Raw genomic sequence first — 12,505 nt, 5'->3', positions numbered from 1 at the left:
CACATCGAGGCGGCGGTCAGGATTCGAACCGCGCGGCCTTCAGGAACTCCGGGTTCGGGTCCAGCGCGGCCGCCAGCCGGAAGTGGCGCCTGGCCTGGTCGGGCCGACCCTGTCGCTCATAGGTGCGGGCGAGCGCGAAGTGGGCGAAGGCGTTGTCCGGCTCGCGCTCCAGGACGATGGTGAACTCCAGCTCGGCGGGACGCAGTTGGGCGGCGGCGAAGAAGGCCCGCGCGCGCAGCAGCCGGGCCGCGGTGTTCTCCGGGTGGGCGGCGATGACGGAGTCGAGCAGCTTCACCGCGCCCCGCGGGTCCCGCGCGGAGAGCAACTGCTCGGCTGCGCGGAAGTCGATGACATGGGTCTCCGGAGTACGTCCGGTCGATCCGCTGATCTCGGGCACGGCAGAGTCCTTCCCTCACTGGAAGGGTTCAACGCCCGGACCGGGGGACGCTATTCCTGAGACTCCTGGGACCCGCGCGCTCGCCGTACGAGGTCATCCCATACGTCCCGCACGCGTTGCCGCAGCTCGTCCAGGGGTACGTCGTTGTCGATCACGACGTCCGCGATCTCCAGGCGCTTCTCGCGGGTCGCCTGGGCGGCCATACGCGCGCGTGCGTCCTGTTCGGTCATGCCGCGCAGCCTGACGAGCCGGTCGAGCTGGGTCTCGGGGCTCGCGTCGACCACGACGACGAGGTCGTAGAGGGGCGCGAGGGCGTTCTCCGTGAGCAGCGGGACGTCGTGGACGACGACGGCGTCCTCGGCGGCGGCCGATTCGAGCTCGCGGGAGCGGGCGCCGACCAGGGGATGCACGATCGAGTTGAGCACGGCGAGCCGGTCGGGGTCGGCGAAGACGATGGAGCCCAGCCGGGGGCGGTCGAGGCTGCCGTCCTCGGCGAGTACGTCCTCGCCGAAGGCCTCCACGACCGCCGTGAGGCCGGGCGTGCCCGGCGCGACCACCTCGCGCGCGATGCGGTCCGCGTCGATCAGGACGGCGCCGTGCTCCACGAGGAGCCTCGACACCTCACTCTTGCCGGCGCCGATACCGCCGGTCAGGCCCACCTTCAGCATGAGCGGCAGCCTAGACGCTCCGCGGGCGTCAGTTGTCGCCTTCCCGTTCCGCCAGGAAGCGCTCGAACTCCATGCCGATCTCGTCGGCGGAGGGGATGTCCACGGGCTCGGCGAGCATGTTGCCCCTGGTCTCCGCGCCGGCCGCCGCGTCGTACTGGTACTCAAGGCCCTGGACGAGGGCCACGAGGTCCTCGTCGCCCTCCTGGATCTGGCGGTCGATCTCGGTCTGGGTGCGGTGGGCGTCGGTGCGCAGGGCGTGGGCGACGCCGGGCAGGACCATGCCGGTGGCGGCCGTGATGGCCTCCAGTACGGTCAGGGCGGCGTCCGGGTAGGGCGAGCGGGCGATGTAGTGCGGGACGTGCGCCGCGACGCCCAGGACGTCGTGGCCGGCCTCCATGAGCCGGTACTCGACCAGGGCCTCGGCGCTGCCGGGCACCTGCGCCTCCTCGAAGGGGCTGCGGTGGCCGGGCACGAGGTCGTGACGGTTGCCGTGCGGGGTGAGACCCACGGGGCGGGTGTGCGGGACGCCCATGGGGATCCCGTGGAAGTTCACGGACAGCCGGACGCCGAGCCGCTCCACGATCTGCTGGACGGCCGCGGCGAAGCGCTCCCACTCCACGTCCGGCTCCGGGCCGGACAGCAGCAGGAAGGGCGCGCCGGTGGCGTCCTGGACGAGCCGTACGTCGAGCGTGGGCTCCTCGTAGTCGGTCCAGCGGTCGCGCTTGAAGGTGAGCAGCGGACGGCGGGCGCGGTAGTCCACGAGCCGGTCGTGGTCGAAACGGGCCACGACCTGGTGGGGCAGCGAGTCGAGCAGCCGGTCGACGATCTGGTCGCCGGTGTCGCCCGCGTCGATGTATCCGTCGAAGTGGTAGAGCATGACCAGGCCGGCCGACTCCTGGGCGAGCGCCATGTCAACAACGGCGAGGCCCTGAGGCTCCCATGCGTACAAACCCTGCGGATCAAGCACTGTGACCGCTCCTCCTCGTGTTCATACAGCACAACACGCCCTGGAACAGCGGCATTCCCACCCGAGCGCTTGATCAGGCCATCTGTTGCGGCCTTTTCATGACAGGGGTAAGCGCGACGCGCCCCGAAAGGGGCGCGGGGAACTGCGCGAGAAGCCCCACCGGGCCCGCAGCCGACAACGAACCCGGACAGCACTGAGGGCCGTACCCCGAAAGGTACGGCCCCTCAGCTACCTGCTATGCCTCAGCGAGCCGGCGTTCAGCTCTGCCCGCCCGCCAGCTTCTCGCGCAGCGCGGCAAGCGCCTCGTCCGACGCCAGCGCACCGGAGGTGTCCGCACCCTCGGAGGAGTACGAACCGCCACCGCCGCCACCGCCCGCGACCGGAGCCGCACCGGCAGCGTCGCCGCCCTCGGCCGCGGCAGCGGCGTCGGCCTCGCGGGACTTGATGACCTGCTGCTGGTGCTGCTCGAAGCGGGTCTGCGCCTCGGCGTACTGGTGCTCCCACGCCTCGCGCTGGGTCTCGTAGCCCTCGAGCCAGTCGTTGGTCTCGGGGTCGAAGCCCTCGGGGTAGATGTAGTTGCCCTGGTCGTCGTACGACGCGGCCATGCCGTACAGCGTCGGGTCGAACTCGACCGAGGCCGGGTCCGAACCGAAGGCCTCGTTGGCCTGCTTCAGCGAGAGGCTGATGCGACGGCGCTCGAGGTCGATGTCGATGACCTTGACGAAGATCTCGTCGTTGACCTGGACGACCTGCTCCGGGATCTCCACGTGGCGCTCGGCCAGCTCGGAGATGTGGACCAGACCCTCGATGCCCTCGTCCACGCGGACGAACGCACCGAACGGAACCAGCTTCGTGACCTTTCCGGGCACGACCTGGCCGATCTGGTGGGTGCGGGCGAACTGCTGCCACGGGTCTTCCTGGGTCGCCTTCAGCGACAGGGAGACACGCTCGCGGTCCATGTCCACGTCGAGGACCTCGACGGTGACTTCCTGGCCGACCTCGACAACCTCGGAGGGGTGGTCGATGTGCTTCCAGGAGAGCTCGGAGACGTGCACCAGACCGTCGACGCCACCCAGGTCCACGAAGGCACCGAAGTTGACGATCGAAGAGACGACGCCGGAGCGGACCTGACCCTTCTGCAGGGTGGTGAGGAACGTCTGGCGCACCTCGGACTGGGTCTGCTCGAGCCAGGCGCGGCGGGACAGGACCACGTTGTTGCGGTTCTTGTCCAGCTCGATGATCTTCGCCTCGAGCTCCTTGCCCACGTAGGGCTGGAGGTCGCGGACACGGCGCATCTCGACGAGGGAGGCCGGCAGGAAGCCACGGAGGCCGATGTCGAGGATGAGACCACCCTTGACGACCTCGATGACGGTACCGGTGACGATGCCGTCCTCTTCCTTGATCTTCTCGATGGTGCCCCAGGCACGCTCGTACTGGGCGCGCTTCTTCGAGAGGATCAGGCGGCCTTCCTTGTCCTCCTTCTGGAGAACAAGGGCTTCGATCTCGTCACCGACGGCGACGACCTCGTTGGGGTCGACGTCGTGCTTGATCGAGAGCTCGCGGCTCGGGATGACACCTTCGGTCTTGTAACCGATGTCGAGCAGGACCTCGTCCCGGTCGACCTTCACGATGACGCCGTCGACGATGTCGCCGTCGTTGAAGTACTTGATCGTCTCGTCGATCGCGGCGAGGAAGGCTTCCTCGTTACCGATGTCGTTGACCGCTACCTGCGGAGTGGTAGAGGTGGTCTCGGTGCTGCTCGTCATGTGGGAAAGGGCTCCGGTACGGACAGTGAGTCGTAGGTACTGCTTACGCCGGGAGCCCGTTTCGCTCTGAAGAAGCCGGACAGCCAAGGAAGCGCCACACAAAACCACTGGTGGCGCCTCGACAACCGAGGGGACATACAACAGATGCGAGCGCGACCTGCTACGTCTGAGGTGCGCAGGCCCGCAGCGCAACTTGTAGCATACGGGGGCAGCCGGACAGGGTCAATGCGCGAAGGCGCACACCCGGGGCGGATCGCCGCATACCCGGCACAAAACCTGTCTCACGAGGCCACGCGCGCGTGACGGCGCCCCATTCATGACGGCCGCCGCGACGGGTCGGACGAAGAGCCCGCAGACTAATACGAGGGAGCCGGTCATCCAAGAGCCCGCATCACACCAGCAGGAAACGGGTCCGGACGCGGAGTCGCAGGCCACCCGGCGTGACGCGGACGTCACCGAGAGCGCCCGCGCCAACCGGGGCTGGTGGGACCGCAACGCGGACGAGTACCAGGTCGAGCACGGCACGTTCCTCGGCGACGACCGCTTCGTCTGGTGCCCCGAGGGCCTCGACGAGGTGGAGGCCGAGCTGCTGGGTCCGGCCGAGGACCTCAAGGGCAGGGACGTCCTGGAGATCGGCGCCGGCGCCGCCCAGTGCGCCCGCTGGCTGGCCGCGCAGGGTGCCCGCCCGGTCGCCCTGGACATCTCCCACCGCCAGCTCCAGCACGCCCTGCGCATCGGTACGTCCTTCCCTCTGGTGTGCGCCGACGCGGGCGCCCTGCCCTTCGCGGACGGCTCCTTCGACCTGGCCTGCTCGGCGTACGGCGCGCTGCCGTTCGTCGCCGACCCGGTGCTGGTCCTGAGGGAGGTGCGCCGCGTGCTGCGCCCGGGGGGCCGCTTCGTCTTCTCGGTGACGCATCCGATCCGCTGGGCCTTCCCGGACGAGCCGGGCCCCGAGGGCCTGTCCGTCTCGGCCTCCTACTTCGACCGCACGCCCTACGTCGAACAGGACGACGAGGGCCGCGCGGTCTACGTCGAGCACCACCGCACGCTCGGTGACCGGGTGCGTGACGTGGTCGCCGGCGGCTTCCGCCTGGTCGACCTGGTCGAGCCGGAGTGGCCGGTGTGGAACACCTCGGAGTGGGGCGGCTGGTCTCCCCTGCGCGGCAATCTGATCCCCGGGACCGCGATCTTCGTGTGCGAGCGCGACTGAGGCGTTCCGGCCGTCGTACGACACTGGGGGCGTGATCCGTTACGACGCCCTGGACGCCCTTCCCGTACGCGGTGCCCTGTCCGCGCTGGGCGACGCCCTGGAAGGCCACGGCACGGCCGTCCTCGTCGCCCCGCCCGGCACCGGCAAGACGACCCTCGTGCCGTTGGCCCTCGCCGGTCTGCTGGACTCCGGCGCACCCGCGCGGAGGGTCGTCGTCGCCGAGCCCCGCCGTATCGCCGCCCGCGCGGCCGCCCGGCGGATGGCGTGGCTGCTGGGCGAGAAGGCCGGCGAAAGCGTCGGGTACACCGTGCGCGGCGAACGGGTGGTCGGACGGCACACGCGCGTGGAGGTCGTCACGACGGGCGTGCTGCTCCAGCGGCTCCAGCGCGACCAGGAACTCGCGGGCGTGGACGTGGTGGTGCTCGACGAGTGCCACGAGCGCCATCTGGACGCGGACACGACGGCGGCCTTCCTGTGGGACGTACGACAGACGCTGCGGCCGGAGCTGCGGCTGCTGGCCGCGTCCGCGACGACCGACGCGCAGGGGTGGGCGCGGTTGCTGGGTGACGCGCCCGTGGTCGAGGCGGAGGGTGCCTCCCATCCGGTGGAGGTCGTCTGGGCGCCCCCGGCCCGTCCGGTGCGGCCGCCGCACGGCATGCGGGTCGACCCCGCGCTCCTCGCGCACGTGGCGTCGGTCGTACGGCGGGCGCTGTCCGAACGGGACGGGGACGTGCTCTGCTTCCTGCCGGGTGTGGGCGAGATCGCGCGCGTGGCCGGGCAGTTGGGCGGCCTCGGTGACGTGGAGGTGCTCCAGGTGCACGGGCGGGCTCCTGCGGCCGTGCAGGACGCGGTGCTGGCGAGCGGGGAGCGGCGCCGGGTGGTGCTGGCGACCGCCGTGGCCGAGTCCTCGCTGACCGTGCCCGGGGTGCGGGTGGTCGTGGACTCGGGGCTGGCGCGGGAGCCGCGCGTCGACCACGCGCGCGGGTTGAGCGCGCTCGCGACGGTGCGGGCCTCGCAGGCCGCCGGGCGGCAGCGGGCGGGGCGGGCCGGCCGTGAGGCGCCGGGTGCGGTGTACCGGTGCTGGGCGGAGGCCGAGGACGTCCGATTGCCGCGCTTCCCGTCCCCCGAGATCAAGGTGGCCGACCTGACGGCGTTCGCGCTGCAGGTGGCCTGCTGGGGCGATCCGGACGCGTCCGGCCTCGCCCTGCTGGATCCGCCGCCGGAGGGCGCGATGGCGGCCGCGCGGACCGCTCTCGCGGCGGTGGACGCGGTGGATCCGGCCGGGCGTGCCACGCGGCGGGGTGTCCGGCTGGCGCGCCTTGGGCTGCACCCGCGTCTGGGGCGGGCGCTCCTGGACGCGGCCGCGTCGGTCGGGGGCGGGCGTGCCGCCGAGGTCGTCGCGCTGCTGAGCGAGGAGGCGCCACGGGAGGACGGGAACGACCTCGCGGAAGCGTTGCGGGCGGCCCGGCGCGGGAGTGACGCCTACGCGGCACGGTGGCGGACGGAGGTGCGCCGGCTGCGGGCCGTCGCGACGGAGTCCGCCGGACGCCCCCATCCGGGGGTGGACGAACAGATCCGCTCGGGAGATACGGGCCAGGACGGCGCCGTCGGGCTCGTGGCCGCCCTCGCCTTCCCCGAGCGCGTGGCGAGAGCCGACGGCGGCTCCTACCTCATGGCCTCCGGCACCCGCGCCGAACTCTCCGACGGCTCCCCGCTGCGGGGCTCGCCCTGGATCGCCGTGGCCGTGGCGGACCGGCCGGTCGGAAAGGGGCACGCGCGTGTGCAGCTCGCCGCGGCGATCGACGCGGACACCGCCCGGGCGGCGGCCGCTCCCCTGTACTCCGAGCGCCAGGAGGTGCACTGGGCCGACGGGGACGTCGTGGCACGGCGGGTGGAGCGGCTCGGGGCGATCGAACTCGCGGTACGGCCGCTCAAGGACGCCGACCCCGTCCTCGTACGCGAGGCCCTTCTGGACGGGCTCCGCCAGGACGGGCTGCGGCTGCTGCGGTGGACGCCCGACGCGGACGTACTGCGGCAGCGGCTCGCGTTCCTGCGCCACCACCTGGGCGACCCGTGGCCGGAGGTCTCCGACGACGCGCTGCACGCGCGCGTGGACGAGTGGCTGGAGCCCGAACTGAGCCGGGCCCGGCGGCGGGCCGACCTGGCGCGCATCGACGCCGGGCAGTCACTGCAACGTCTCCTCCCCTGGGCCTCCGGCGAGGCGGCGCGGCTCGACGAGCTGGCGCCGGAGCGGATGGCCGTACCGAGTGGGTCCAGAATCCGGATCGACTACGGCAGCCCCGAGCAGCCCGTCCTCGCGGTGAAGTTGCAGGAGATGTTCGGGCTCCAGGAGTCGCCCCGGATCGCCGGTGTGCCCCTCCTCGTCCATCTCCTCTCCCCGGCCGGACGCCCCGCCGCGGTCACCGCCGACCTCGCGTCCTTCTGGAAGGACGGCTACAAGGGGGTGCGGGCGGAGTTGCGCGGCCGGTATCCGAAGCATCCGTGGCCGGAGGATCCGGCCGGTGCCGAACCGACGCGGCACACCAACGCGCGGCTCAGGCGGTGACCGGTTCGGGTGCGTCGGCCTTCGCGGGGGCCGGGCGGCGGCCGCGGGCTTCGAGCAGCAGGGCCAGCGCCAGCAGCAGGACGCCCAGGATCAGGAAGCCCCACGGCAGGTAGGAGGTCATGAGGAGGACGAGGGTCCGGTTGGACTTGACCAGGTCGACGGTGTGCTCGATGTAGTCCTCGCGCATCTTCACGTCGCCGGCGAAGACCGTCACCTTGTCGCGGTCGCCGAGCAGGGTGCCGCCGCGCAGTTCCTCCTTGTGGAGTTCCTCGCCGTAGACGGGGGCGCCGGTGACGGGTTCGACCCAGAACCTGCGGACGGTGGTGTACCAGCGGGTGGTGCCGGTCCTGGCGATGGACTCGGGGGTGATGCCCTGGACCGGCATGGTCTTCGGGAAGGGCACCTTGGTCCAGGGGATGGTCTGCTCGAAGTAGTAGACGTCGAGGCCGCGGAAGTCCTGGGTGCCCTTGTAGTGGATGGGGGCCGAGGTGCGGGCCTGGGCGTCGAAGTACTCGTAGTCCCGTTTCTCGGTGAGGAAGGGCCACTTGAACTCGATGCCCTCGCGTGTGACGGGGTCGCCGTCGACCATCTCTCCGGGGGCGTGGACGGGGTCCTGGGTGTGGGCGTCGAAGATGTAGCGCTCGGGGATCTTGGAGACCATCTTTCCGTCGGGCCCGACGACGTAGGACAGGCCGTCCCAGACGACGACGTCCTTCCCGGCCGTCTTCTCGACCTTCTCCGAGGCCTCCACGTTGCCCTTGAGGGTCTGCACGACGGTGACCTTGGAGACCTTCCTCGCGGTCATCGAGCCGTAGTCGATGAGGGTCGCGTCCTTGGCCTCCAGGACCATGTCCTGGTACTGGTTCGCGGGGATCTTGGCCAGGCGCGGGAACGCGTACCAGCGCAGCAGCGGGGACAGCGCCGCGAAGAACACGGCGAGGGCGAGCAGGACCAGGCTGGTCTTGCGGCGCATCTCGGCCTCCCGGGCGGACGGTTACGGGTGTGCGGGCACCGTGGTCAGCAGGGGCTTGGGGGACGTCCTGCCGGTGGGCGTGCCCAGCGCGGTGATGGTGAGGACGAGCGCGAACGCGAGGGCGAGACCGGTCGCGGCGGCGATCAGGGCGCGCATGGCTGCCTCCCGGCGCACGGGAACTGATACATCGTCAGGTCCGGCACGGTAGCAACGGGCGCGCGAGATGAGAACAGTTCGCGCACACGCGAAGGGCGCCCTGTCCGCCGTGGCGGAGAGGACGCCCTTCGAGATGGCTCCGTGCCTATGAACTCGCGCTGGGGCTCGGCGAGGGGCTCGCGGAGGTGTCCGCGGCGGCCGCCACGGTCAGCGTCACGTCGAGGGTCGCGCCGCCCGCGGTGGTGATGCGGAGCAGGTAGGTGCCGGTGGTGTCGTCGGAGTAGAGCTGCGGCAGCTTCAGCAGGCCGTCCGCGTCCGTCGTGAGGCCGGTCAGGGTGCGGACGGTCTTGCCCTCGGCGTCCTTGAAGTAGGGGCCCTTGTCGTTCTCGGTCGCGTCGTCGGCCGACTTGATCAGGGTGGCGGTGGCGGCGACCTTGTCGGCGACGGCGTTCTTGTAGGTGGCCTTCACCTGGACCGCGTCGGCGAACTGGCCGCCCGGGGTGCAGGTCAGCGCGGTGTCGCTGGTGCGGACGAGGGTGTCGGCGACGCGCTGGGTGACGGTGGCCGAGTAGATCGGGCCGGTGACCGTACGGCCGATGAGCGTCGCCCTGACCGCGAAGGTGCCGGTGGTCTCGCCCGCCTGGAGCGCGGGCGCGGTGGCCACGCCGGAGCTGTTGGTCAGGGCGGTGGCGACCTTCTCGCCGCCGGTGAAGGTGGCATCGGTGTCGCCGACGATCGTGTAGCGGATCCGGACCTTGGCGACGCCCTTGCCGGCGGCGTTCTCGGCCTTGGTGCTGATCTTCTCGGTGAACGCGTCGCCTGCCATGGCGGCGAGCTTCCCGGTGCCGGAGTCCTCCAGGTGGTCCACCGTCTGGGTGGGCGTGACCGGAGTGGTCGGAGCCGGCGTGGTGGGGGTCCCGGACGACGGCGGAGGCGTGGTGGGCGCGGTCGGACTCGACGAGCCGGGCCCGCTCGGCTTCGGGGTGCTCGGCGTGTACGGCGTCGAGGGCGACGACGGCGAGGAGGTCGAACCCCCGTTGCCGCTGCTGCCGTCGCTGCGGTTGCCCGGGACGGTGCCGGTGCCGTCGGGGATCTCGTGGGTGCCCTTGCGGTAGTACTCCAGCCACGACAGGACCGTGTTGACGTAGGCGTTCGAGGGGTTGTAGCTGAGGATGGCGCTTTCCAGATCGCGGCTGTCCGACAGGTCCCAGCCGTTGCGGCACAGGTAGTGGGCAGTGGCAAGGGAGGCGTCGTAGATGTTGTTCGGGTCCTTCACCCCGTCGCCGTTGCCGTCGCGGCCGGCCCACTTCCAGGTGGACGGGATGAACTGCATGGGCCCGACGGCCGAGTCGTACGCGGTGTCGCCGTCGTAGACGCCGTTGTCCGTGTCCTTGATGAGCTCGAAGCCGTTGCCGTCGAGCTGCGGACCGATGATCTTGGAGGTCGTGGTGCCGTCGGCGTCGACACGTCCGCCGCGAGCCTGGCCCGACTCCACCTGGCCGATGGCGGCGAGGAGTTGCCAGGGCAGGTTGCAGCCGGGCTTGGACGCCTGGATTTCGGCCGCGGCCTGCTTGTAGGCGGCGAGCACGGTCGCGGGTATGCCCGCCTCGGACTCGACCGGGGTGGTGGGGGTGGCGGCCGTGCCGTCGGTCGGCGCGGGGCTCGGGGTGTTCAGCGGCGGCAGGTCCGTGTAGTACGGCGACTTGCCGGTCGCGCCGGTCCCGGCGGCCGGATCGGGAGAGGCCTCGGCGGCGGTCGATCTGCCGTTGTCGTCGGCCGTGACCCCCGGCGCCTGGGAGGCGGACAGTGCCGCGACCGCGAGTGCCGCCACGGCGGTGGTCGTCGCCCCTTTGGCCAGCCTCCTGCCGAATTGCGCCGCCATAAAGTGAACCCCTCCCGTGGACGCCCGAGCGCCCGTCTCCGTCTGTCGCCCTCGTCCAGTTGTGACGGTCGAGCCGCCCTTGAGGTTGCCCCTGTGACGCGCGGTAATTCCTGGTGCGCACGTTCGACCGAGCTCCCCAGCACGGTGACCCGTGTGACCCTACGACAACTTCCTTTCCTCGGACACCGGTTCGTGCCCGATATTCACCGGTTGGCCATGTTCGATCGGTGCGGGCTCGCGTCGCCCATACTGGGCGGAGCCGATCACCCGGGCCGCCGCCCGGCCAACGCCCGCCGCGAGGAGCCCCGTTGCCGTTCACCCTGAGCCATGCGGCGGCGGTGCTGCCCGCGGTACGCCCCGACGGAACGGGCCGGGGCCGACTCGTTCCGGCCGTACTGGTGGCCGGATCCTTCTCGCCCGACATGACCTATTACGCGGCAAGTGTCGCGTCCGGGGCGATGGAGTTCGGCACCGTGACGCACTCCTTGCCGGGTGTCCTCACGATCGACGTGCTCATCGCCTGGGGAATGGTCGGCCTGTGGCTGCTGCTGCGAGAACCCCTGGTGGCCCTGCTGCCGCGAAGGCGACAGGGCAGACCGGCGACACTCCTCGGCTGCGGCACGCCACGCGCACGCGTGCGAACGTCCCTGGCCGTCCGCTGGTACGCCTCCGCGGCCCTCGGAGCGCTGACCCACATCGTGTGGGACGCGTTCACGCATCACGACCGGTGGGGGGTACGGCTGTTCCCCGTGCTGGACCGGGAGATGGCCGGGTCGCCTCTGTACTGGTACCTGCAGTACGGCGGTTCGGCGCTGGCCGCGCTGGTGATCGCCGTGTTCTGCCTGTACGCCCTGCGCCGGACACCCGCGGCGGCCCGGCCGCGGGGTGTCCCCGCTCTGTCGGTGCGGGACAGGTGGTGGGCCGTGGCCGTGATCGGCGGATGCATGACGGTGGGCGCGGTGCAGCGGGCCTCGCGGTGGTGGGCGTACTGGGGCTCCACCGCGAAACCCTGGGAACTGATCCCCACCCTCTGCTTCGGCGCGGGCGCCGGCCTGGCCCTCGGGGTCCTGCTGTACGCCTCCGGGGTCAGGCTGTGGCGCCCGGCCCCGGTGTCCGACGCGCAGGAAGAGGCCGGTCTCCCGCGGCCGCTTCGGCGATGAACACCGTCATCGTGGGCATCGGACGGGACCGGGGCAGCAGGGTGAGGGCAAGAGCGAGGTAACTGAGCGCCAGCTCGGCCCACAGCCCTACGGCGTCCCGGTCGCCGCGGGTGACACGGCGCCGGAGCCCTGCGGCGGCGTGACGCAGGGTGGTGCCGAGGTGGACCGGGATCCGAGGGCGTGCCGCCCTGACTCGCGCCCGGCGCAGGAATGTCGCCAGGTCGAAGGGAATGCGGGCGGTGCTTGCGGCGGCCGCGTGGGCCTGGACCGGGGGTCGTACGAACGGGCTCTTGCCGGCGTGCGCCTGTGCCTGCGTCCGCCCGGGGACCGCCCGGCGGTGAAGCATGCGTATACCCATGACGGCATCCTGGCCGGGGGCCCGGGCGGGGGCGCGGCTGCGGGGTCCACGCGAGTGACGGTGCCTCCGGCGGTTGGGCGGGGCGCCTGAGGGGGTGCCGGGTACGGTTGTCGGGCGGGTGCGGGTGTGTGGGGGCTGGTCGCGCAGTTCCCCGCGGGGCCGCTGCGCTGGGCTTGGGCGGGGCGCCTACGGGGGTGCCGGGTGCGGTTGTCGGGCGGGTGCGGGTGTGTGGGGGCTGGTCGCGCAGTTCCCCGCGCCCCTGGGGTTGCGGTGGGCCTGCGCCACGACGGGCCGTTCTCTACGCCTCGCGCGCCACCGCGGGCCGTTGGCCGCGTACGGCGGGAAGGGGACGGGGTGGGGGGTGTCCGCCCGCAGCGGCCGGCGTCCGTTACAGGGCACTAC

General features: G+C 71.7%; 10 protein-coding genes. 3 read left to right on the top strand and 7 right to left on the bottom strand.

All coding sequences use genetic code 11. The features are described from left to right. Positions 1–16 precede the first annotated feature (16 nt). From ACFYZ8_RS27670 to rpsA, 4 genes are all read right to left on the bottom strand, one after another. Complete coding sequence (locus ACFYZ8_RS27670; protein WP_359029555.1) at positions 17–397, bottom strand: tetratricopeptide repeat protein; 381 nt, start codon at positions 395–397, stop codon at positions 17–19. A gap of 50 nt (positions 398–447) precedes the next feature. Continuing rightward, on the bottom strand, positions 448–1,065 hold the full coding sequence (gene coaE, locus ACFYZ8_RS27665; protein WP_359029554.1) for a dephospho-CoA kinase: 618 nt from the start codon (positions 1,063–1,065) through the stop codon (positions 448–450). Positions 1,066–1,093: 28 nt separating this feature from the next. Next, the gene (locus ACFYZ8_RS27660) at positions 1,094–2,032 is read right to left on the bottom strand and encodes a PAC2 family protein (protein ID WP_388537781.1); all 939 of its coding nucleotides are present in this window, start codon (positions 2,030–2,032) and stop codon (positions 1,094–1,096) included. Between the two features lie 257 nt (positions 2,033–2,289). Further along, positions 2,290–3,798 carry a 30S ribosomal protein S1 gene (rpsA, locus tag ACFYZ8_RS27655; protein ID WP_359029552.1) on the bottom strand — a complete coding sequence of 503 codons (1,509 nt, stop codon included), beginning with the start codon at positions 3,796–3,798 and terminating at the stop codon, positions 2,290–2,292. Between the two features lie 316 nt (positions 3,799–4,114). Between rpsA and ACFYZ8_RS27650 the strand changes: the two genes are divergently transcribed. Together ACFYZ8_RS27650 and hrpB are read left to right on the top strand one after the other, a co-directional pair. After that, the gene (locus ACFYZ8_RS27650; protein WP_359029551.1) at positions 4,115–5,008 is read left to right on the top strand and encodes a class I SAM-dependent methyltransferase; all 894 of its coding nucleotides are present in this window, start codon (positions 4,115–4,117) and stop codon (positions 5,006–5,008) included. Between the two features lie 31 nt (positions 5,009–5,039). After that, positions 5,040–7,574 carry an ATP-dependent helicase HrpB gene (gene hrpB, locus ACFYZ8_RS27645; RefSeq protein ID WP_388537779.1) on the top strand — a complete coding sequence of 845 codons (2,535 nt, stop codon included), beginning with the start codon at positions 5,040–5,042 and terminating at the stop codon, positions 7,572–7,574. Here the strand turns inward: hrpB and ACFYZ8_RS27640 are convergent. The 3 genes from ACFYZ8_RS27640 to ACFYZ8_RS27630 all read right to left on the bottom strand — a co-directional run bounded on the left by ACFYZ8_RS27640 (position 7,564) and on the right by ACFYZ8_RS27630 (position 10,585). Then, positions 7,564–8,547, bottom strand: coding sequence for a DUF3068 domain-containing protein (locus tag ACFYZ8_RS27640; RefSeq protein ID WP_388537777.1), 984 nt, complete (start codon positions 8,545–8,547; stop codon positions 7,564–7,566). The genes hrpB and ACFYZ8_RS27640 overlap by 11 nt on opposite strands. 21 nt (positions 8,548–8,568) lie before the next feature. After that, a complete protein-coding gene (locus ACFYZ8_RS27635; protein WP_359029548.1) occupies positions 8,569–8,703 on the bottom strand; it encodes an SPW_0924 family protein in 135 nt (44 codons plus the stop codon). A 145-nt stretch (positions 8,704–8,848) separates the two neighbouring features. After that, positions 8,849–10,585, bottom strand: coding sequence for a lytic transglycosylase domain-containing protein (locus tag ACFYZ8_RS27630; protein WP_388537775.1), 1,737 nt, complete (start codon positions 10,583–10,585; stop codon positions 8,849–8,851). 308 nt (positions 10,586–10,893) lie between these two features. Between ACFYZ8_RS27630 and ACFYZ8_RS27625 the strand changes: the two genes are divergently transcribed. Then, a complete protein-coding gene (locus tag ACFYZ8_RS27625) occupies positions 10,894–11,745 on the top strand; it encodes a DUF4184 family protein (protein ID WP_388537773.1) in 852 nt (283 codons plus the stop codon). Positions 11,746–12,505: the final 760 nt, after the last annotated feature.

The sequence above is a fragment of the Streptomyces sp. NPDC001668 genome (assembly GCF_042893155.1).
Taxonomy (GTDB): Bacteria; Actinomycetota; Actinomycetes; order Streptomycetales; family Streptomycetaceae; genus Streptomyces.
The sequence above is the reverse complement of the archived record's forward strand: the minus strand, read 5'-3'. Positions and strand labels throughout refer to the sequence as shown.